Below are 20,169 nucleotides of genomic sequence, written 5' to 3'. Positions count from 1 at the left end.
CCGTCTCGACCTAGGTCGGGCAGCATCACCCCGCGACCCGCCGCCCGTGCAAGGGGCTGCGGGTCGCGCCGCATCAAGCCATACGCGCTCCTCGCATCATCCGCCGGCCCGTGCGCTCCCCGCGGCCGACGTAGACGATGCCGTACACACCTACTGTAACAGGGCCCGATGGACGCTCTGCCCTCTATGCCGCCTCCGCGTCCGGGGTTGCCTCGCCGTACTTCCGCTCGTCCACGTCTTCAGTGAAGTCCAGCGGAATGGAGATTGGCTCCTCGTCTGGATGCTCACTGTTGAAGTGGTCGCAGTCGAAGGTGAGCTGGACGCAGTCCCCTACGATCTGCTCGCGGCGCTGCACGAAGGACTTGTGCACGAACGACCGGGGCGCATGGTCGATGTCGCCCCAGAGCGTCCGCGTCGTTCCCGATACCGTCTCCGTGACCGCGTGGTTCGCTCTGTATGGGCGACCGGTGTTCTTGTCGTGCCGCGTTTCCTGCCGCCACGAGCGGGCGAGTTCGTCCGCCAGCCTGGTCATCGGGTCTACAGGTTTTGGAAGGGGGAGAAAGTTCCGCCCGACCGCCCAGCGCGCGACCTCGTTCGTCGTCACTGGACCGGCGTTACCCGTCTCCTCCTGATATTGCCGGCGGAGCCGCTGGTGGAGGATCGCCTTCTTCATCGCTACACGCTCCTTGCCTGCTCTACTGGGGCGACGTTCCCCCAGCCATCGACCATCGCACCCGGTGCAACTGCAAACCGCACCTTCGCGTTGTGCTTCGTGAACAAATCCCACCGCTTCATTCGGTGGCGGATCTGACCAGCGACGAGACTCGGGTGGATCCGGCGCTTCGCGGCGAAGCCGACGATGTCGCGGTCCGCGAAGAACGGGCTCTTCCGCGCGATGAAGGACTCGAGATCCTTCTGCGGCACACAGAACGCTGCGGCGGCGGCATCCGCCTGGCGTTCCTCTTCGGGCCGGTCGGTCCCGACCACGGAGTTGCTGGCCTCCAACTCGGTGTCGAGCATTGGATGGTCTCGGCCGTGGTCACGGAGGACATGCTCGAGCTCGTGGCGAAGCACGAACCAGAAGTTGTCGAAACGATCGAAGCGCATAGACATGCCGACGACGGGAGCCTTCTCGTCCAGCCATAGACATGCCCCGTCGATCTTCGCGCCGGACAGCGATTCAACAAGCACGAAGCGCACGCCGGCCTCAGCCACAATGCGCGGCACGTGACGAGCCTCGTCCGGGGAGAGACGAAGGTCAGAGAGCTTCTCGATCGCGGCGCGAAGCCCGGCCGCCGAGTATCTCGGGGCGATCATCTCGCGCGCGATCTGCTTCACACGCTGGAGCCACGCACGCTGCGTCGGCGTCACCGGAGTCCCCGCGGCGGTCTTTTTCGCGGCGTGTGGCTGGGGACGAGTGAGCACGTCCTCGATCGCCGCGACATCGAAGAACGCAGCGACTGCCCGTTCGACTTTGGGCATGTCCTTTAGATCGCCGACCGATAGCCAGGACCGCTTGATCATCTCGGCGATCGGCAGTGAGCCGAACAACTCCGCGCGGCGCGCCAATGCGGGATCGGGGGACCAGGTCAGGAGTGCGCGCGACAGTTCATACGACTTCTGCAGATCCATGAACTGCTGGACCGGCACATCGAAGATCTCGGCGAGCCGGAGCGCGAGTTCGACATCGAGGTCCCGCTTCCCGGCCACGATCTGGCTGATGGTGGCCTTGTTGATGCCGAGGACTACTGACAGGACGTTCTGCGTCCAGGAGCGCTCCTCAAGAAGCTCGGCGAGCAGCTGGCCTGGCGTGCGGTGGGATGCCATGCAGTCCACAGGCTAGCGGGCACGGCGCCCGCCCGCAAGTGGGGTGTTTATAAAATTCTAAACTCGACACTTTGGTGGCAGGTGGTTTCCCCTACACGCGCGCCGCTCGACGAGGTGGCGCCGGCGCGCCCGGGCGGCCCCGCACTCCGGCGAGCAGGTCCGGGCCCGGCCGCGCATCAGTTCGCGCAGGCCGCGCGCGGCGGGCGCTCGAGCGCCTCGCCCCACCCGACGCCGCACTCCGAGCAGCGCCAGGCACCGCCGTTCTGCGGGACGATCCTGCGGTTGCGGACCGTGGCACACCGGGGCGAGCAAGTCTTCGCGACCACCGTGAGCGGCGGGAGGCCGGTGCGCCGGCGCCGGCGGTCGGCCTTGGTCCACGGGCACCTGCACTCGGAGCAGCGCCACCAGGAGGGCACGCGACTAGCCTACCTCACTCTACTTTCCGTGTTCTCACTCATTGTCAGACCCCCATGGATCCGTGTCCGCACCAGTAGGACAAGGAGATCACCATGGCGACGAGGCGGCTGATTGTGGGTGGGTACGTCGAGGGGCTGTTCACGAAGATGGAAGTGACGACAACGGGCGGACTCACCAGTGCGCCAGCGTATCGTTGCCGCAACTGCGACACCCTCATCGTGGCGCAATCGCCGGACAAGGTGCCTCCGCACGACTGCGACCCCGCGGCGGTGCACTGAGAGAGCGTGAAGGAATCGGCCGGTGCCCCATGGACTGTGGCCGCCGGCCGTGATCTTCTCGGGGCGTGAGCGAACACGACGCGCCGCGGGTGGTGAGGCCGGTCCGAAATCAACTCTCGCTGCAGCCGACGGACCTCGAAGCGCTGGTCCCGGACGAGCACCCGGTTCGCGCCATCTGGACGTTGGTCGAGCGGCTGGACCTGTCGGCGTTCTACGACGAGATCGCGTCGCGCGGCAGCAATGCTGGGCGGCCAGCGACGGACCCGGCGGTGCTGCTCGCGCTGTGGCTGTTCGCCAACTCGGAGGGCGTGGGGAGCGCGCGGTTGCTCGAGCGGCTGTGCGAGCGGGACGCGCCCTACCGCTGGATCTGCGGCGGGGTGCCGGTGAACCACCATACGCTCGCCGACTTTCGCGTGGAGCACGGGAAGAAGCTCGACCGGCTCATGACGCAGGTGCTGGCCGCGCTCATGAAGGAAGGCGTGGTGCAGCTCCGGCGCGTGGCGCAGGACGGGATGAAGGTCCGGGCGAGCGCCGGCGCGGCGAGCTTCCGGCGTCGTCAGTCACTGGAGCGCTGCCGCAAAGAAGCCGAGGAACAGGTCCGAAAGCTCAGGCGCGAGATCGAGAGCGATCCGTCAGCTTCGACGAAGCGTGTGCAGGCTGCGAAGGAGCGGGCCGCGCAAGCTCGGCTCGATGCCGTCGAGGCCGCACTTGCGGAGGTCGAAGTCGTCGAGAAGCAGCGCGTCGAGCGAGACGAGAAGAAGCCCTCGGACGCGAGGCGTCGCGGCGAGATCCGCGTCAGCACCACGGACGCGGAGAGCCGCGTGATGAAGATGGCGGACGGTGGGTTCCGGCCCGCCTACAACGTGCAGTTCGCGACGGACGAGAGCGGTGTCATCGTGGGCACCGACGTCACGAACAACGGTACCGACCAGCCGCACGTCGTGCCGATGCTCGACGAGATCCGGCGCCGAACGGGCGAGACGCCACGCGAGTACCTGGTCGACGGTGGCTTCGTGACGCTCGACAACATCGAGGCCATCGCAGAGCGGGGCGCGACTCCGTATGCGCCGCTGCCGAAGCCGAAGAGCAAAGCCGTCGATCCGCACGCTCCGAAGCGCAACGACACACCTGCGATCGGGGCCTGGCGCGTGCGGATGGGGACAGAGGACGCCAAGCGCGTCTACGTGCAGCGCGGCGTCCTCGCCGAGAGGACGAACGCAGATCTCCGTGTGCACCGGCGACTCGACCGGCTGAACGTCCGAGGGCTGGTAAAGGTGAAGACGATCGTGCTGCTCGCCGCGATCAGCTTCAACATCATGCGTCTCATCGCGAGCAGACTCTCGGCCTAATCGCCTCCGGACGGGACTCCCGGCGCCGGACCGAGCTCCGCCGGCTGAACGAGCCCTCCGACGCCCCCGCGTCCCCGAAGGTGGGCGCGCTCGACCCCGGGCGCCTGCCCGCGCCGCACCCGCAGCGCGGACGGATTACTTCACGGTCCCTGAGTGGACCCGCTCGTCGCGCTCCTGGCGATCCCCGTCGGCCTCGCGCTGACCTGGATCTCCTGCTACGTGGCGGCGCACGCCGTGCTGACGGCGTGGCGCCGGCACCGGTTGCGCCAGGTCGCGGCCGAGGAGGACCTCGCCGACGCCCGCGCGGAGGAGCGCCTCGCGCGGATGCGGACCCGCGGCTAGCGCGCCGGTGCGCCGCCGTCCGTGCCTGCGCGGCGAGCCAGCTCGCGGGCACCACCGCCGGCTCGACCGGGCCCGGGGAACACCAAAACCCCCAGCGGCAGGCCGAGCCGATGCCGTGCAGCACAGATGCGCGCCGATTCCGGACTCCTCGCCCGGGACGCTCGTCCGAGTCGGCGTCCCGCGCGGCTTGAGGCCACCGCAGCGACTGTACTCAGACCGCGGCCCCTAACTCGCCGGCCCGCCGGCCCGCGAGAGCTGGAGGGGTGTTGCTCGTTGGCGTGCTAGCGTGCTAGCGTGCCGGATTACAGGGCACGGCCCCCTTCCCAAACCAGCCGTGGCCAGGAGGATTCACAATGAAGAGGGCGCACAAACAGTTCGAGGCTGAGGCCGCCTCTGGCCGCGCGAAGCAGCTGAGCGCTGATAGGGGACGCGAGCGCAGCCGGTTGGATGCTCGGGCTCTTGCGCTCCCGGATGGTCCTCGTCTCGAGCGGGTTCGGGCGAGCATCCGGACCGCCTTCGCGCAGGCGCAGGCCGCAGACGGGAGCGGCGCAGACGCCCTGACCTCGATGCTGCTCGACGTAGGCCTCGTGGAGTTCGCACTGAAGCAGAGCGGCCAGCCTTCCCGGCTCCCCGATCCGGAGATGCAGCTCACGAGGCTGATCAGCGCCGCGGCACACCTGGAGCGGGTTCTCGACGCCGTCGAGCGCGAAGTCGGATCAGACTTGGCGTCTCAGCCCCGCCGCGGCAGGCACGCTGTCACGCCGGCGTGATAGTACCCTTCGGGACGGAGGGGTCCCGACATGGTGAAGACGCCGAAACCCGCTCGACAGTGGCGCGTGGTGCCGACGAAGGGCTTCGTGAAAGGGCAGTGGACGCTGACCCCGGAACAGGATGACGCGCTCCGGGAGGAAGCCACGCGCCGGATGATCGAACGCGGAGCTCGGAGGGTCGATGCGTCGGAGGTGATGCGCGAGATCCTCGACGCCTGGCTCAAGCGCCGGAAGAAGGCGGGCTCCGAGTAGGTAGCTCCGGCGCGCGGTGGGGCCGCTGGCGGAAGGCTCGCGGGCAGCGCCGGTACTACACGGATCGTGTCCTACCAGAGAGTGTGCACTGCGCTGGACGATTCCGAAAACCGAGCGAGGATTCGCGTCATGGTTAGCGCCAATCCTGAGAACGCGAGCCCTCTGCGAGCTGCGAGACAGCGCGCGCGGCTGAGCATGGAGCAACTCGCCGTCTCGGCGGGGATCAGTCGAGCGACGCTGTACTGGGCCGAGAAGGCCCCACAGCTCATGTCGGATCGGACCGCCCAGGCCGTCGCGAGGGTCCTGGGGATTTCCGCTGAGGATCTCCGGCCGTGAGCACCTCCACCGTGCCGGCGCTGGGGTCACCACTGCTCACGGCCGAGCAGGTCGCTGCGCACCTCGCGTGCTCGGTCGAGCTGGTCTACAAGCTCCGCCGCCTCGGCAAGCTGCCCGCGGTGAAGCTGGGCGCGCTGTACCGCTGGCGGCCGGAGGTCCTTCGCCGGTACCTGGACACGGCAGAGGAGTAGCCATGGGCGCCATCCTCGAGCGCGGCGAGCGGATCGTGGTGCAGTGGGTGGACGGCGCCGGCCGGAAGCGGCAGCGCACCGTGAGGAAGCGCCGCGCCGACGGGCGCCCGCTGTCCCCCATCGCCCTGCGCGGCGAGGCGCGCCGGCTCCTGGCCGAGCTCGAGGACCTGGCCGAGCGGCAGCGCGCCGGCCTCGCGCCGCGCCCGCGGGGGGCGACCACCGGCGTCACCTTCGGCGACCTCGAGGACTTCTACGGGACCACCCGCGGCGCCGGGCTCCGGTCGCCCACGTTCGCCGCCTGGTGCTCGAGCCACCTGGTGCGGCTGCGCCGGATGCCGGCGGTGGACGTGACCACGGCGGTCGTCGACCGCCTCCTGGGCGCGAAGCTCGGCGAGCTCAGCGAGAAGAGCGTGAAGCACATCCGCGGCCACCTGAACGCGATCTTCGAGGCGGCGCGGGTGCAGGGCGGGCCGTGGGAGGGCCGGCCGAACCCGGTGCCCGAGGCGCGCCAGCTCAGGCCGCCGGAGAAGAGCATCCAGGTGATCACGCCGGCGGAGTGGCCCCTGCTCGAGCCGCACATCTTCGCGCGCTGGCGGACCGTGGCGAAGGTCGCGTTCTTCACCGGGCTCCGCCGAGGCGACGTGTTCGGCCTCCGGAAGGCCGACGTCGATCTCGAGCACCAGGTACTGAACGCGACGATCTCGAAGGGGAAGAAGGCGCGCCGGTTGCCCATCCACGACGACCTGGTGGCGGACCTCGAGCGGCAGCTCGCGACACCGGGGGCGTACCTGTTCGCGTGGGACCGGACGAAGCGCCTCCCGAACCTGGTGAAGATGCTCCGCCGCGCCTGCGGGCGGGCCGGGTTGGTCACCGGGCACGAGCTCCGCTGCCGGCGGCGCGCCGCGTGCGGCTGGACCGAGGAGCGGGGCGGAGTGCAGCCGCCACCGATCCCGGACGCCTGCCCGAGCTGCGGCCACGACAGCGTCTACGCGCGACCGGTGCCGCGGAAGGTCCGCTTCCATGACCTGCGGCACTCGTTCGGCACGGCGGTGGTGGCGGCGGGCGGGACGGGCGCCGGGCAGGCGCTGCTCGCGCACTCCGACCCGAGGATGACCGCGAAGTACACCCACCTCGCCGAGGACCTGCTCGGCGGCGTGGTGGCGCGCGCCTTCGATGTTCCGCGGGCTGCACCAGGGCTGCAGCCGGTGCCTGGACTCGGCTCCCCTCGCGTTCTCGCCCCTGCGGCGACGGCGTTTCAGAGTGTAGGGCCGCCCGGACTCGAACCGGGACGCCGCTTCCGCGGCCGGGGATTTTAAGTCCCCCGCGTCTGCCAGTTTCGCCACGGCCCCGTGACGACGGCCGCGCATCGCGCGGCGGCGGGATGATACCGCGCGCGGGCTACCGCGCCAGCGGCCCCGCCCATCGAGCGGCGGCGGCCGGCCGCGGCCGGAGCGGGGGCACTAGCGCGCGTAGCGCTGCTCGAACAGCGCGCGCAGGCGCGGGTGGCGACGGAGCAGGTCGAGGGTGAGCTCGGCGTGCCCCGGGGCGTAGCCGTTGCCGACCAGCATGGTGACGTCCTTGCCCACGCCCTCCGCCCCCAGCGCCGCGGCGGTGAAGCTGGTCGCCATCGAGAAGAAGATCACGGTCCCGCCGTCCTTCGCGGCGAGGATGGCCGCCATCTCGGTCCCGGGGACGCTGGCGCAGTTCACCACGAGGTCGAAGCGCCCGCCCGCGCCCTCGGCCGCGGCGAGCACCGCCAGCGGGTCGGTGGCGTCCACGCGCAGCCGCGCGTCGGCGACGCCCAGCGCGCCGAGGGCGTCGAGCGCCGGCTCGGAGCGATCCGCCAGCACCACCGCACCGTCGTCGCCCATCGAGGCGCGGGCCTGGACCGCGACGAGCGCGCCGGACTTCCCCGCGCCCAGCACCAGGACGCGAATGCCCGGGCGCACGTGCCGCGCCACCAGCGCGGGCGCGCCGCACACGTCGAGCGCGGCGAGCGCCAGCGTCTCGGGGAGATCGTCCGGCAGCCTCGCCCACAGGCCGGTCGCGAACAGGATCGCCTCACCGTCGCACTCGACCCGGTCGATCTCCGTCCGCACGGCGCGGATGCCGTCGATGCGGAGCGGGGTGAGCGTGAGGGAGACCAGCGTCGCGATCCGGTCGCCCGGGCGCAGCGCGGCCGCGGCGGGGTGGCGCGGCCCGAGCGCGCGGACGCGGCCGATGAGCATGCCGCCCGAGCCGGTGACCGGGTTGTGCATCTTGCCGCGCGCGCGGACGATGCGGAGCACCTCGTCGCCGATGCGCCCGGGATCGCCGCCCACCGCGCCCTCGAGCTGGCGGAAGCTGGCGGCGTCCACGTTGAGCGCCTCGACCTCGATCGACAGCTCGTCCTCGCCGAGCGGCAGCGCCGGGTCGAGGACGTCGGCGCGCTGCGGGAGCACGCCCGCGGGGGAGATGACGCGGCGGAGGCCGTAGGGATCCATGGCGGCGGAGCTTAGGAGGACGCCCGCCACGCGTCGAGGCCCGCGACGGAGCGCCGCCTGCCCTCAGCGCCCGCGCCGTCCCAGCTTCACGAGGGCGCCGCCGTGCTCCGGGGGCCGGCCGCAGCCTGCGCCGGAGCAGCCGGCGCACCCGCCGCCGCGCCGGAACGCCGAGCGCCAGAGGAGCCACACCGCCAGGCCGAGGATGACCGCCGCCGCGACGAGATCGCCGGCACCCATGTCACGCCCCCAGCCCGAGCGCGCGGCCGATCTGGTGGACGAGGAGCGCCACGCTCCAGGCCAGCGCGGTCTGGTACGCGAACGCGACGCCGAACCACTTCCAGCCGCCCAGCTCCTGGCGCATGGCGATGGCGACCACCACGCACGGCATGTACAGCAGGACGAAGATCATGAAGCCGAGCGCGGTGAGCGGCGTGAACGCACGGTGGACCGCGAGCTTGAGCGGCGTGTCCGGCGCGGTGTCGTCCTCGGCGCGGAGCGAGGTGAGGCCGAACGTGGAGCTCACGTTCGCGCCCGCGGCGCCCACCGCGGCGACGAAGGACGTCGCCAGCTCCCGCGCGTCCTCGGCGAGCGTCGGCGCCGGGCCTGCCGGCTCGGGCGGCGCCGCCGGCGCGTAGATCTCGCCCATGGTGCCGACCACGATCTCCTTCGCGATGATGCCGGTGAGGAGCGAGGAGGCCGCCTCCCAGGTGCCGAACCCGAGCGGCGCGAGCGCCGGCGCCACCGCCTGGCCCGCCTGGCCGAGCAGCGAGTCCTTCTTGCTCGCGACGCCCCAGGGCAGGTTGAGCAGGAACCAGACGATCACGGACACCGCGAGGATGTACGTGCCCGCCTTGTAGAGGAAGTGCTTCCCCTTCTCCCAGGTGTGCAGGCACAGGCTGCGCATCGAGGGCATGCGGTAGGGCGGCAGCTCCATGATGAAGGCGGGCGCCTCACCGCGGAACAGCGTGCGCTTGAACACCATGCCCACCCCGATCGCGAGCGCGATGCCGAGGACGTAGAGGCCCCAGATCACCGTGCCGGACCGGCCGGGGAAGAAGAGGCCCACGAACAGCACGTACACCGGGAGGCGCGCGCCGCAGGACATGAGCGGCACGAGCAGCGCGGTGAGCACGCGGTCGCGGTGGCTCTCCAGCGTGCGCGTCGCGTAGACGGCCGGCACGTTGCAGCCGAACCCGAGCACCATGGGGATGAAGGACTTCCCGTGCAGGCCGATGGCGTGCATGGCCTTGTCCATCACGAACGCGGCCCGGGCCATGTAGCCAGAGGCCTCGAGCAGCGTGATGAAGAACATCATCGCGAAGATGACCGGCACGAACACCAGCACGAAGCCGACGCCCGAGACGATGCCGTCGTTCACGAGCGAGACGGTCCAGTCCGGCGCGCCCGCCGCGCCGAGCAGCGCCGCCGCCCAGCGCTTCAGCGGGCCGTTGGTGGCCGCGTCGATCCAGTCGCCGAACGGCGCAGAGAGGTCGAAGGTGAGCTTGAACACCAGCCACATGGCGGCGAGGAAGATGGGGATGCCGAGGAAGCGGTTCAGCACCACCCGGTCGATCCGCTCGGTCAGCTCGCGGCGCGGCCGGGCCGGCTGCGTCAGCACCTCGCGGGTGAGGCCGGTCGCGACGGCGTAGCGGGCCTCGGTGACCATCGCCTCCACGTCGCCGCCGTGGGCCTCCCGCAGGTGGCGGAGCGGCGCCTCGACCAGCGCCGGGGCGTCGAGCGCCGTCGCCGCCACCACCGGCGCGTCCCCCTCGATGAGCTTCAGCGCGAGCCAGCGGCGCGGGGCGCTCGCGGCGAGCGCCGGGTCGGCCTGCTCGACGGCGCGCTCCACCGCGGCGATGGCGTCCTCGAGGTCCGGGCCGTAGGACGGCGGGGCGCCGAGGCGCGTGCCGGCGGCCGCGTCGGCGGTCGCGAGCACCGCGTCGAGCAGCGCCGGCAGGCCCTCCTTGCGCGTGGCGGAGGTGGGGATCACCCGGATCCCGAGCCGCTCCTCGAGGCCCCGCACGTCGATGCGCAGCCCCTTCGCCTGCGCCTCGTCGTAGATGTTGAGCGCCATCACCACCGGCAGGCCCAGCTCGAGGAGCTGCACGGTGAGGTACAGGTTGCGCTCGAGGTTGGTCGCGTCCACGACGTTCACCACCACGTCCGGCCGCTCCTCGACGAGGTAGTCGCGCGCGACGCGCTCCTCCTGCGACCAGGGCGAGAGCGAGTAGGTGCCGGGGAGGTCCACCAGGCGGACGCGGCGGCCGCCGTGCTCGAACGACGCCTCCTTGCGCTCCACCGTGACGCCCGGCCAGTTCCCCACCTGCAGCCGCGAGCCGGCCAGGCCGTTCACCAGGGTGGACTTGCCGGAGTTCGGGTTGCCGGCGATGGCGATCGTCACCGTGCGCGCGGGGCCGTTCGCGGCCGCGGCGGCGTCGCGGAGCGGGCGGGCGGCGCTCACGGCATCACCTCCACCGCGATGCCCTCCGCCTCCGCCTTGCGCAGCGAGAGCTGGTAGCGCTTCACCGTCACCTCGATGGGATCGCCGAGCGGCGCCACCTTCTCCACGCGGACCTCCTCGCCGGGCAGAAGGCCCATGTCCATGAGCCGGCGCCGCAGGGCGCCCGGCGCCCGGAGCGCCGTGATGTGCCCCCGCTGCCCGGGGGAGAGACTCGCCAGGTTCGTCCTCATGCCGTCCTCACCGCGATGCGCATGGCCACGCCGCGATCGATCGCGAGGCGCGACTCGTCCACCTTCACCAGCACCGGGCCCGCGCCGTTCGACAGCATCCGGACGCGCTTCCCCGGCCGCAGGCCCATGTCCTCGACCCTCGCCGCGGCGGTCCCGCCGGCGGCGCACTGCACGGAGACGATCTCCGCGACCTCTCCCTCGCCCATCAGCCCGAGCGGCATCATCGCGTGGCTCCTCTCGCGCCCTCGTCAGAAGCCGGTCTTGAGCGCGACGAGCCCGCTGGTGGACTCGACGACGTTCCGGCCCCACACCGCCCGCTGGACGCCGGCCATCAGGCGCGTGCCGCCGCTGCCGCTGAGGTTCACGCCCGCGGTCACCGCGACGCGCTGCGAGGTCACGGCGCTGCGGGCGAGGTCGTAGTTCGCCTCGAGGAGCGGCTGCAGCCAGGGCAGCACCGCGTACCCGACGGCGAGGTTGCCGCAGGTGGCCGATCGGAAGGCGCCGGCGCCGCCGCCCACCGGCACGGTGAGCGCGACCTCGGCGTTGCCGGTGACCCGCCCCCAGTCCTTCGACGCGACGAGCGCGTTCCGGACGCTCCAGAAGCCCTGCGTGAGCCCCAGCGACCCCGGCGACGCCTCGTGCCCGACGGGCGCGACGACCGCGGTGGTGAGCATGACGTCGAGCGCCCGCGGCGCCGAGGCGAGCAGGCGCCAGCGCGAGCCGAAGGTGAGATCGGTCAGGCCGGAGCCGCGGGTCGCCATGGCGGGGTCGGAGCGGTCCATCGCGTGGGCGAAGCCGCCGGTGAGCTTCAGGTCGAGGTCGTCGGTGACGCCGACCAGCGCGGTGACCGCGAACGCGTTCACGTGCGCGTGCGCCGCCTGCTCGAAGCGCCCGCCGCCGTGGTGCGTGACGGACGGGAGGTAGGCCAGCTCCACCTCGCGCGTCCCCGCGCCGGCGGGCGTCGCGTCGTCGGTGGCCACCTTGCCGTGGTCGGGCGCGGGCGGGGACGGCTCGTCCGGTGCCTGGGCGCGGGCGGCGGAGGCGAGGAGGAGGGCGGCGACGACGAGGGGGTGCGGGACGGGCATGCGGTGGACCTGGGCGCGGGGAGGGTGGGTGGAAGGCGGCGGCCGGCGACCGATGAAGTTGAGAATCATTCTCATGTTCAAGATTCGGGCGTCAAGGGGTGGCCGAACGCTTGACCTGGATCAAAATGGCTGGGGCGCAGCGATTCCCGGGCCCGCGGGGCCGTGCGAACGCGCAACCGCCCGCGACGTCTAGGCGTCCGCGTCCACCCGCACCAGCGCATCGAGCGCCTTCAGGTCGTCCGGCAGCGCGCCGCCGAGCCGCGCCTCCAGCCGGACGCAGCGCGCGGCGTCGTAGCGCTGCCCGCCGGCGAGGAACGCGAACCGAGCCTGCGCCAGCGCCGCCCGCGCGTCGTCGGTGCGCCCCTGGCCCGCGAGCACCCGCGCGCGCGCCAGGCGCGCCACGGCCGCGAGCCCGCGGCCCCCGCGCTGCCGCGCGATCTCCTCGAGCGACAGCACCTCGAGGTCCGCGTCGGGGATCCGGCCGCGCGCCAGCGCCACCCGCACCGCCTCGGGCCGGAACGCCGCGTCGCAGGCCAGGCAGTCGCCGTGGCGGGCGGCGGTCTCGCTCGCCTCGTGGAGCGCGTCCTCCGCCGCCGCGGTGAGGCCGGAGGCGAGCCGGTGGCGCACCTCGGCGGCGTGGATGCGGGTGAGCGCGTGCCGGCGCAGCGAGGACCGCTCCGCCACCACCACCGCCTCGCCCAGCACCGACCGCGCCTCCTCGAGGTGCCCGAGCACCGTGAGCAGCAGGCCGAGCCGCTCGAGCGCGAGCGCCTCGCCGAGCGCCGAGCCCACCGAGCGGAACCCGTCCAGCGCGGCGCGGATGGCGAGCTCGGCCGCCTCGAGCTGGCCGGCGGCGAGCGCGAACGTGCCCTCGCCGAGCCGGCCCGCCGCCTGGGCCTCCGGCGCCTCGCGCAGCCGGGCACGGTCCACCAGCAGCCCCGCGCCGCGCGCCAGCTCGGCACAGCCCAGGTCGCCGAGCAGATCGCGGTCCCACAGGACGAGGTGCAGGTCGAGCGGGTGCTCCGGGGCGGCGTCCTGCGCGCACCGGTCGGCCAGCCCCACCGCGTCCGACTCGTCCTCGGGCGTGGAGGCCTCCCCGAGCATGCCGCGCGCCAGCGCGGAGAGATCGTGGCTGCGGGCGAGCAGGTCCGCGTCGCCGGCGCGCCCCGCGGCCTCGGCGCAGGCGCGGGCCGACTCGCGCGCCTCGGCGTACTGCCCGCGGTGCCAGTCGAGCTGCGCGCGCAGGTGGAGGAGCGGCGCCGGCTCGTCGCCCGCCGGCTCCAGCCCCGCCGCCACCTCGGCCAGGGCGGAGTCGATCCGCCCCGCGGCCGCGTGCGCGATGGCGGCGAGCCGGTGGCTCCGGGCGCGCACATCGGGCCGTCCGGCCCCACCCGCGCCGGCGAGGAGCGCCGCGTCGCCGAAGCTGCGGGCCGCGCCCGACACCTCGCCCAGCTCGAGCTGCACCCGCCCCATCGCCTCGAGCAGCTCGAGCCGCAGCGCCGGATCCGGGCTCGCCTGGCCGGCCAGCAGCTCGAGCGCCTCCGCGTAGAACGCGACCGCCTCGCGCAGGCCGGCCCGCGCCGCGGCGCGGTGCCCGGCGGCCACCAGGTGGCGCAACGCACGCTCCGGCTGGCCGGCCTCGCGTCGGTGGCGCGCCAGCGCCTCCGAGGGCGGCTCGTGCCCGGCGCTCGCCTCCAGCGCGTCGGCGAGGGCGCCGTGCAGCGCCGCCCGCCGGGTCGGCTCCAGCCCGGCCAGGATCGCGTCGCGCACCATCCCGTGGTGGAAGTGGTACCCGCTGCCGTCCTCGTCGAGGAGGCCGTGCTCCAGGCACGCCTCCAGCGCGCCCACCGCCTCGTGCGCGGTGAGCCCGGTGACCGGCCGCACCAGCTCGAAGTCGAAGCGCTGCCCCGCGACCGCCGCAGCCGCGAGCAGCCCTTCCACCCGAGGCCCGAGCCGCGCCACCCGCGCACGCAGGCCCGCCCGCGGCTCCGCGGGGACCTGGTGGCCGGTCTCGCGCTGCGCGCGCACCGCCTCCTCCACCAGGAACGGGCAGCCGTCGGTGACCCGATACACCTGCTCCACCAGCGCGTCCGGCGGAACCCCGCCCACGAGATCGGCCACCTGCTCGCGGGTGGCGACCAGGCCGAGCCGCGGCACGCGGATGCCGCGCGCCAGCCGCCCGCCGTCGAGGTGCGACAGCGCCATCTGGATGGGCGTGCCCGCGTGGATGCGGTCCTCGCGGCAGGTGCCGACGATCATGAGGCGCTGCGCGCCGGCGTGGAGCGCGAGGTGGTGGAGCAGGTTGAGGGACGACTCGTCGGCGTCGTGAAGCTCGTCGAGCAGCAGGTACACCGGCCGGCCTTCGCCCAGCGTGGCGAGGCCGCGGGTCACCGCGTCGAACACCCGCAGGCGCACCGCCTCCGCCGAGGCCCTGCCGTCGAAGTTCGCGTCGGCGAACGGGTCGGCGACGCCCTGGGCCAGCCGGCACTCCTCGCGGAACAGGTCGGCGAACAGGCCGTACGGCACGCCCGCGCCCTGCGCGCCGGCCACGCACGAGAGCACCCCCGCCCCGCGGGACTGCGCGATGCGCGCGCCCTCCACGGCGAGCCGCGTCTTCCCCACCCCGCGCTCGCCGAGCAAGATCAGCGTGCCGCTGCCGCGCTCCACCAGCGACTCGAACAGCAGCAGGATCGCGCCGCGCCCGCGCACCGGCGGCGGGTCCACCGTGCCGAGCAGCCGCCGCGCCGCGCGGCGCACGCCGTCGAGCGCCGGGCGCGCCTGCGGGTGGCCCACCTCGCCGCGCTGGATCGCCTGGCGCAGCAGCCGCGTGTCGTCGGACACCGCCACGCCGGCGGTGCGGAGCGCCCCCTCGCAGGCGTCGTACTGCCGCAGCGCCTCCGCGCGCCGCCCCGACTCCGCGAGCAGGCGCATGAGCTGGCGGTGCGCGTCCTCCGCGGCCGGGTCCACCTCGAGGAGCCGCCGCAGCAGCGGGATCGCCTGGGCCGCCGCGCCGGCCTCCGCGTGCGCGCGGGCGAGCGGGTAGGCCGCCTCGACGAAGCGTGCCCGCAGCACCGCGCGGCGGGCCGAGAGCCAGGGCACCTCGCGCTCGCCCGGGCAGAGGTCGCCGCGGTAGAGCGAGACCGCCTCCGCGAGCCGCTCGCGGCCGCCGTCGGCGATGGCCTGCTCGAACGCGTCCACGTCCACCCAGACGTCCGGCCGCATCCGCACCTGGCCGCGCTCGATGTCCACCCAGCGTCCGCCCAGGATCTGGCGCAGGTCGTAGAGCGCGCGGTGCAGGTTGTTCGCGCCGCTGGCCGGGTCCTTGTCCGGCCAGAGCGCGTCGATGGCCTGGTCGCGACCGAGCGCGCGGCCCGGCGTGAGCGCGACGAGCTGGAGGAGGTCGGCGGGCCGGCGGCGGCGCCAGGCGTGCGCGGGGATGGGCGCGTCCTCCCGGACCGCCTCGAACCGTCCGAGCAGGTAGAGCCGCAGCAGCGGCGACGATGGCTCGCCGGGCCGGGCTCCGCCTCGATGGCCCTGCGTTTCCATCGCCGCGTCTCCCCCGGGGCAACGTACCAAGAAGCCCCCGCGGCGGACTTGATCCCGGGCTACAGTCGGCGGCTGCATGCGCTACCGCCTCTCGATGCCCGAGCCCCACGGCCACCTGTTCCACGTCGAGGTGCACGTCGAGCGCCCCGGTCCGTCCGCCGAGCTGCGCTTTCCGGTCTGGACGCCCGGCAGCTACCTGGTCCGCGAGTACGCGCGGCACGTGGAGGGGCTCGCCGCCGAGGACGGCAGCGGGCGAGCGCTCGCCCTGGAGCGGCTCGACAAGCACCGGGTCCGGGTCGCCTGCGGCAACGCGACGCAGCTCGTGCTCCGCTACCGCGTCTACGCGAACGACCTGACCGTCCGCACCTGCCACCTCGACGGCACGCACGGTTACCTGAACGGCGCCGCGGTGTTCCCGTGGGTCCCCGGGCGAGAGCGGGAGCCGCACCTGCTCGAGATCGCCCCGCCCGCCGGCTGGTCGGTCGCGACCGCGCTCGAGGGCGGCCCGACGACGTTCACGGCGCGCGACTACGACGAGCTGGCCGACTCGCCGGTGGAGATCGGCACGCACCGGCTGGTCCGGTTCGAGGCGCTCGGGAAGCCCCACCAGATCGCGCTGTGGGGGCGCGGGCACGTGGACGGGGAGCGGCTCGCCGAGGACGCGCGCCGCATCGTGGAGGCGCAGGGGAAGCTGATGGGCGGGGAGCTGCCCTACGATCGCTACCTCTTCATCGTGCACGTCACCGACAAGCGGCGCGGCGGGCTCGAGCACGCGCGCTCGACGACGCTCAACGTGGCGCGCGGCGGCTTCTTCCCGCGCGACGCGTACGTGGAGACGCTCGGGCTGTTCTCGCACGAGTACTTCCACCTGTGGAACGTGAAGCGGCTCCGCCCCGCGGCGTTCGTGCCGTTCGACTACGGGCGGGAGCAGTACACGCGGCTCCTGTGGTGGTTCGAGGGTGCGACCAGCTACTACGAGCAGCTCGCGCTGGTGCGCGCCGGGATCCTGTCGCCGAAGAAGTGGCTCGAGAACCTCGGCCAGGCGCTCACCAGCCTCGAGCGCACGCCCGGCGCAGGGAAGATGAGCGTCGAGGAGGCGAGCTTCCTCGCCTGGGTGAAGCACTACCGGCCCGACGAGAACTCGCCCAACAGCGCCATCTCCTACTACCTGAAGGGCGAGCTGGTGGCGCTCGCGCTCGACCTCGCGCTGCGCCGCGCCGGCCACTCGCTCGACGCGCTCCTGCGGACGCTGTACGCGCGCTTCGCCGACGGAGGCGTGCCCGAGGACGGCGTGGAGCGGGTCGCCGCCGAGCTGCTCGGCGAGGCGCCCGCGCGCGCGTTCTTCGACCGGTGGGTGCGCGGGACCGCGCCGCTCCAGCCCGACCTCGACCTCGTCGGCCTCGCGCTCCGCCGGCGCGCCGCGAGCGGCTTCGAGGACAAGGGCGGCAAGCCCGCCAGCAACGGCAACCACGATGATCGGCCGCCCGCCGGCTGGCTCGGCGCCGACCTCGCGACGTCGCCCAAGCTCGCGGTGCGGAGCGTGCGCGAGGGCAGCCCCGCCTGGCGGGCCGGGCTCTACGCAGAGGACGAGGTCGTCGCCGAGGACGGGTTCCGGGTGGACGCCGGCGCGCTGTGGAACCGGCTCTGCGAGGTGGGGGAGGGCGGTGCGCTCCGGCTGACCGTGTTCCGCCGCGACGAGCTGGTCGAGGTGCTTGTGACGCTCGGGAAGGCGCCCGAGGACACCCTCTGGCTCGAGCCCGCCGCCGCGCCGTCGCCCGAGCAGAAGGCCGCGTTCGAGGCCTGGGCCGGCGCGCCCTTCCCGGCGAAGTGAGGCCATCATGACGCCGCGCGCCGGGGGCGCCGTGCCCCGGCCGGCCGTGCCCTGATCACGGCCCGAGCCTGCCTGCGGGGGCTGGGTTATAAGGGTCCGCCATGGCCCACGACCCCAGCATCCACGCCGCCCGCCGCGCCCGCGTCTTCGAGGAGATGGAGAAGCGAGGCGGCGGCGTGATGGTGCTCCCCGCCGCCGACGAGAAGGTCCGCAACCACGACTCCGAGTACCTGTTCCGCCAGGACTCCGACTACGCGTGGGCGATCGGCCTCGACGAGCCCACCGGCTGCGCCGTGCTGCTCGCGCGCGGCGGCGAGCGGAAGCTCGTGCTGTTCGTGCGGCCGCGGGATCGCGAGAAGGAGATCTGGACCGGGCGCCGCGCCGGGGTGGAGGGCGCGAAGGAGCTGTACGGCGCCGACGAGGCGTACGTCGTCGCCGAGCTGGACGAGAAGCTGCCCCGGCTCGTCGAGGGGGCGCGGACGCTCTGGTACCGCATCGGCTTCGACGCCGCCTGGGACGCGCGGCTCTCGCGCATCCTCACCGAGCTGCGCGGCGCCGCCCGGCTCGGCAAGCTGCCCCCCGAGGCGGTCGTCGATCCCGGCCGCATCGTCCACGAGCTGCGGCTCGTGAAGACGCCCGACGAGATCGTGAAGCTCCGCCGCGCAGCCGAGATCAGCGCCGAGGCGCACATGGCCGCCATGCGCGACGGCCTGCCCGGCCGCCGCGAGTACCAGGTGCAGTCGGAGATCGAGTACGCGTTCCGCCGCCGCGGCGGGAGCGGGCCCGGCTACGGGACCATCGTGGCCGCCGGCGTGAACTCGACGATCCTCCACTACCGCGCCGGCGACGCCGTGCTGAAGGACGGCGACGTGTGCCTGGTGGACGCCGGCGGCGAGTACCAGTGGTACACCGCCGACGTGACCCGCACGTTCCCCGTGTCCGGCGAGTTCTCCCCCGCGCAGGCCGAGCTGTACTCGCTCTGCCTCGAGGTGCAGAAGCGCGCCGTCGCCTCGGTGCGCCCCGGGACCACGCTCGACGCCATCCACGACCAGACCGTCCGCGAGCTGACCGACGGCCTCATCGGCCTTGGCCTGCTGAAGGGGAGCGTGGACGAGCGCATCGCCGACAAGTCGTTCCGCCGGTACTACATGCACCGCACCAGCCACTGGCTCGGCATGGACGTGCACGACGTCGGCGACTACTACGTGGACGGCAAGTCGCGGCCGCTCGTGCCCGGCATGGTGCTGACCATCGAGCCCGGCCTGTACGTCGCCGAGGACGACCCGGACGCCCCCGAAGCGCTTCGCGGCGTCGGCATCCGCATCGAGGACGACGTGCTCGTCACCGACGACGGTCACGCGAACCTCACCGAGGCCGTGCCCAAGGAGATCGCCGAGATGGAGGCGGTCTGCGTGAGGTAGGCCGTCGTCCGCTTACCCTGAGCTCCGTCGAAGGGTGAGCGGAGCCGTGCAGCCCGCCCCCGCCCCTCACCCTGAGCCTGTCGAAGGATGAGCTGACGCGCGTGCAGCCCGCCCCCGCCCCTCACCCTGAGCCTGTCGAAGGGAGAGCTGACGCGCGTGCAGCCCGTCCCCCGCCGCTCACCCGGAGCCTGTCGAAGGGTTGAGCCGACGCGTCGTTTCGGGCGCCCGAAACGCCTCCCGCCCAGCCGTTTCAGCAGCCCCGGGCTTTTCTGCCCCCGCCGCGGAGAAGCCCCTTGACACCCTCTCGGCCGTCCAGTAGATACGCGGCCTTACGTCGGACCGAGGCCCTCCCGAGGCCCTGGTGAAGCACCGGCGTCCTGCAGCATCGGGGAGTGGCTCAGCCTGGTAGAGCACTTGGTTCGGGACCAAGGGGTCGCAGGTTCAAATCCTGTCTCCCCGACTCAGAAGGCCTCGGAATTGCGCGGGAAACCGCGTCGTTCCGGGGCCTTCGTCGTTTGACATACCGTGAAACGTGCCTGAAACGTGACTGGGATCCGCGGGAAGGGCTTCGAGCGGGCCCTCCATAACCGCCCGGCCGCGGACGTGTTGACCCGGTAGTTGTCCGCCCCGCGCCGCCGCGGGCTCGTCGCTCCCCCCGGTCGTGTTCGAGTTCGCCGCCGACCTGCTCAGGCCGACGGCTCGGGTCTCGGGGGCGTCCAGTTGTGTGGCAGCAGCTCGTCGATCCGCGCCGCCGGGTGCGTCTGCACGCGGAGGAGGACGTCGGTGAGGTAGTCGACGGGGTTCACGCCGCTCGCCTCGCACGTTCGCGATGAGCGAGTACAGGCCGGCCAGGTTCTCGCCGGCCTCGTCCGTCCCGACGAAGAGGAAGTTCTTCCGGCCGAGGGCGAGTCCCCGTTCATTCTGCCCATCGCAACGAAGTCGCCGTGGTGCACTACCGCTGGCATCCAGCGGACGGCACGCTGCGGAGGCAGGCGCCCCGCTGTGCGGCGGCGCCCGACCTAGGAACGTCGGTGTGCGAGCTACCCGAAAAGCCGGTACGACCCGACCACCGTGAGCTGCTCGGCGACGGGCGGGCTCGCGACCCACGCTTTCAGGCGCTCCTGGAACTCCCTGAATGCCGGCAGCGCCGGGAGGGGGTTCTCGGTTCCCTCCTCGACCTGCAGCAGGGCCAGGAACGTCTCCCCGTCGGGAAGCATCGACGAGGCGTACCGGACGTTGGCCGGCCGCGCGCGCTCGATGGCCGAGAAGAGCCGCTGGACCGCGGCCTCCACGTCCATCACGTGCTCCGGCTTTATGCTCGAACGCACCATCAAAATCTTCATGGAAGAG

General features: G+C 73.0%; 20 protein-coding genes, 2 tRNA genes and 2 pseudogenes. 11 read left to right on the top strand and 13 right to left on the bottom strand.

Annotation, left to right across the window (positions count from 1 at the left end; translation table 11 throughout):
• Positions 1–184: 184 nt before the first annotated feature.
• Together A2CP1_RS17240 and A2CP1_RS17235 are read right to left on the bottom strand one after the other, a co-directional pair.
• Positions 185–673 (bottom strand): hypothetical protein, encoded by a 489-nt coding sequence (locus A2CP1_RS17240; protein ID WP_015934559.1) that lies wholly within the window; start codon positions 671–673, stop codon positions 185–187.
• Between the two features lie 2 nt (positions 674–675).
• A complete protein-coding gene (locus tag A2CP1_RS17235; protein ID WP_015934558.1) occupies positions 676–1,827 on the bottom strand; it encodes a HigA family addiction module antitoxin in 1,152 nt (383 codons plus the stop codon).
• A gap of 509 nt (positions 1,828–2,336) precedes the next feature.
• Between A2CP1_RS17235 and A2CP1_RS17225 the strand changes: the two genes are divergently transcribed.
• From A2CP1_RS17225 to A2CP1_RS17195, 7 genes are all read left to right on the top strand, one after another.
• Entirely contained in the window at positions 2,337–2,522 is a 186-nt protein-coding gene (locus tag A2CP1_RS17225; RefSeq protein WP_015934557.1) for a hypothetical protein, read from the top strand.
• Between the two features lie 65 nt (positions 2,523–2,587).
• Positions 2,588–3,871 (top strand): IS1182-like element ISAde2 family transposase, encoded by a 1,284-nt coding sequence (locus A2CP1_RS17220; RefSeq protein WP_012633848.1) that lies wholly within the window; start codon positions 2,588–2,590, stop codon positions 3,869–3,871.
• A gap of 153 nt (positions 3,872–4,024) precedes the next feature.
• On the top strand, positions 4,025–4,213 hold the full coding sequence (locus A2CP1_RS17215) for a hypothetical protein (protein WP_015934556.1): 189 nt from the start codon (positions 4,025–4,027) through the stop codon (positions 4,211–4,213).
• Positions 4,214–4,566: 353 nt separating this feature from the next.
• Positions 4,567–4,983, top strand: a complete 417-nt coding sequence (locus tag A2CP1_RS17210) for a hypothetical protein (protein WP_041450545.1) — start codon at positions 4,567–4,569, stop codon at positions 4,981–4,983.
• A gap of 30 nt (positions 4,984–5,013) precedes the next feature.
• Positions 5,014–5,235, top strand: coding sequence for a hypothetical protein (locus A2CP1_RS17205; RefSeq protein WP_015934555.1), 222 nt, complete (start codon positions 5,014–5,016; stop codon positions 5,233–5,235).
• Positions 5,236–5,364: 129 nt separating this feature from the next.
• Positions 5,365–5,571 carry a helix-turn-helix transcriptional regulator gene (locus tag A2CP1_RS24090; protein ID WP_041450543.1) on the top strand — a complete coding sequence of 69 codons (207 nt, stop codon included), beginning with the start codon at positions 5,365–5,367 and terminating at the stop codon, positions 5,569–5,571.
• Entirely contained in the window at positions 5,568–5,762 is a 195-nt protein-coding gene (locus A2CP1_RS17195) for a helix-turn-helix domain-containing protein (protein ID WP_015934554.1), read from the top strand. Before A2CP1_RS24090 ends, A2CP1_RS17195 begins: the two co-directional genes overlap by 4 nt.
• A 250-nt stretch (positions 5,763–6,012) precedes the next feature.
• On the opposite strand, the gene A2CP1_RS17190 is transcribed toward A2CP1_RS17195, so the two are convergent.
• Positions 6,013–6,384 (bottom strand): hypothetical protein, encoded by a 372-nt coding sequence (locus A2CP1_RS17190; RefSeq protein WP_150106357.1) that lies wholly within the window; start codon positions 6,382–6,384, stop codon positions 6,013–6,015.
• Between A2CP1_RS17190 and A2CP1_RS24085 the strand changes: the two are divergent.
• Positions 6,302–6,838, top strand: a pseudogene (locus tag A2CP1_RS24085) (tyrosine-type recombinase/integrase); the annotation flags it as partial. The gene A2CP1_RS17190 and the pseudogene A2CP1_RS24085 overlap by 83 nt on opposite strands.
• Positions 6,839–7,025: 187 nt before the next feature.
• On the opposite strand, the gene A2CP1_RS17185 reads toward A2CP1_RS24085, so the two are convergent.
• The 8 genes from A2CP1_RS17185 to A2CP1_RS17155 all read right to left on the bottom strand — a co-directional run bounded on the left by A2CP1_RS17185 (position 7,026) and on the right by A2CP1_RS17155 (position 15,567).
• Positions 7,026–7,111: transfer RNA gene (locus tag A2CP1_RS17185), tRNA-Leu, on the bottom strand.
• Positions 7,112–7,222: 111 nt separating this feature from the next.
• The gene (kdd, locus tag A2CP1_RS17180) at positions 7,223–8,245 is read right to left on the bottom strand and encodes an L-erythro-3,5-diaminohexanoate dehydrogenase (protein WP_015934553.1); all 1,023 of its coding nucleotides are present in this window, start codon (positions 8,243–8,245) and stop codon (positions 7,223–7,225) included.
• 63 nt (positions 8,246–8,308) lie between these two features.
• Positions 8,309–8,482: a hypothetical protein gene (locus tag A2CP1_RS23510; protein WP_015934552.1), complete on the bottom strand. Its 174-nt coding sequence runs from the start codon at positions 8,480–8,482 to the stop codon at positions 8,309–8,311.
• A gap of 1 nt (position 8,483) precedes the next feature.
• Entirely contained in the window at positions 8,484–10,706 is a 2,223-nt protein-coding gene (gene feoB, locus A2CP1_RS17175) for a ferrous iron transport protein B (protein WP_015934551.1), read from the bottom strand.
• On the bottom strand, positions 10,703–10,936 hold the full coding sequence (locus A2CP1_RS17170) for a FeoA family protein (protein ID WP_015934550.1): 234 nt from the start codon (positions 10,934–10,936) through the stop codon (positions 10,703–10,705). The genes feoB and A2CP1_RS17170 overlap by 4 nt, the downstream gene beginning before the upstream one ends.
• Positions 10,933–11,160 (bottom strand): FeoA family protein, encoded by a 228-nt coding sequence (locus tag A2CP1_RS17165; RefSeq protein ID WP_012527355.1) that lies wholly within the window; start codon positions 11,158–11,160, stop codon positions 10,933–10,935. Before A2CP1_RS17165 ends, A2CP1_RS17170 begins: the two co-directional genes overlap by 4 nt.
• Positions 11,161–11,184: 24 nt before the next feature.
• Positions 11,185–12,021 carry a hypothetical protein gene (locus A2CP1_RS17160; protein WP_015934549.1) on the bottom strand — a complete coding sequence of 279 codons (837 nt, stop codon included), beginning with the start codon at positions 12,019–12,021 and terminating at the stop codon, positions 11,185–11,187.
• 189 nt (positions 12,022–12,210) lie between these two features.
• Positions 12,211–15,567, bottom strand: coding sequence for an ATP-binding protein (locus tag A2CP1_RS17155; protein WP_015934548.1), 3,357 nt, complete (start codon positions 15,565–15,567; stop codon positions 12,211–12,213).
• A 76-nt stretch (positions 15,568–15,643) separates the two neighbouring features.
• Between A2CP1_RS17155 and A2CP1_RS17150 the strand changes: the two genes are divergently transcribed.
• The 3 genes from A2CP1_RS17150 to A2CP1_RS17140 all read left to right on the top strand — a co-directional run bounded on the left by A2CP1_RS17150 (position 15,644) and on the right by A2CP1_RS17140 (position 19,279).
• Positions 15,644–17,398 carry a M61 family metallopeptidase gene (locus A2CP1_RS17150; protein ID WP_015934547.1) on the top strand — a complete coding sequence of 585 codons (1,755 nt, stop codon included), beginning with the start codon at positions 15,644–15,646 and terminating at the stop codon, positions 17,396–17,398.
• A gap of 101 nt (positions 17,399–17,499) precedes the next feature.
• A complete protein-coding gene (locus A2CP1_RS17145; RefSeq protein ID WP_015934546.1) occupies positions 17,500–18,819 on the top strand; it encodes an aminopeptidase P N-terminal domain-containing protein in 1,320 nt (439 codons plus the stop codon).
• Positions 18,820–19,205: 386 nt separating this feature from the next.
• Positions 19,206–19,279, top strand: a tRNA-Pro gene (locus tag A2CP1_RS17140).
• Between the two features lie 226 nt (positions 19,280–19,505).
• Here A2CP1_RS17140 and A2CP1_RS23830 read toward each other — a convergent pair.
• Positions 19,506–19,734, bottom strand: a pseudogene (locus A2CP1_RS23830) (transposase domain-containing protein); the annotation flags it as partial.
• A 125-nt stretch (positions 19,735–19,859) separates the two neighbouring features.
• On the bottom strand, positions 19,860–20,162 hold the full coding sequence (locus tag A2CP1_RS17130) for a hypothetical protein (RefSeq protein WP_015934545.1): 303 nt from the start codon (positions 20,160–20,162) through the stop codon (positions 19,860–19,862).
• Positions 20,163–20,169: the final 7 nt, after the last annotated feature.

This window comes from Anaeromyxobacter dehalogenans 2CP-1, from assembly GCF_000022145.1.
GTDB classification, from domain to species: domain Bacteria; phylum Myxococcota; class Myxococcia; order Myxococcales; family Anaeromyxobacteraceae; genus Anaeromyxobacter; species Anaeromyxobacter dehalogenans.
Note: the sequence above shows the minus strand (reverse complement) of the source record. Positions and strands in the feature narration are given on the sequence as shown.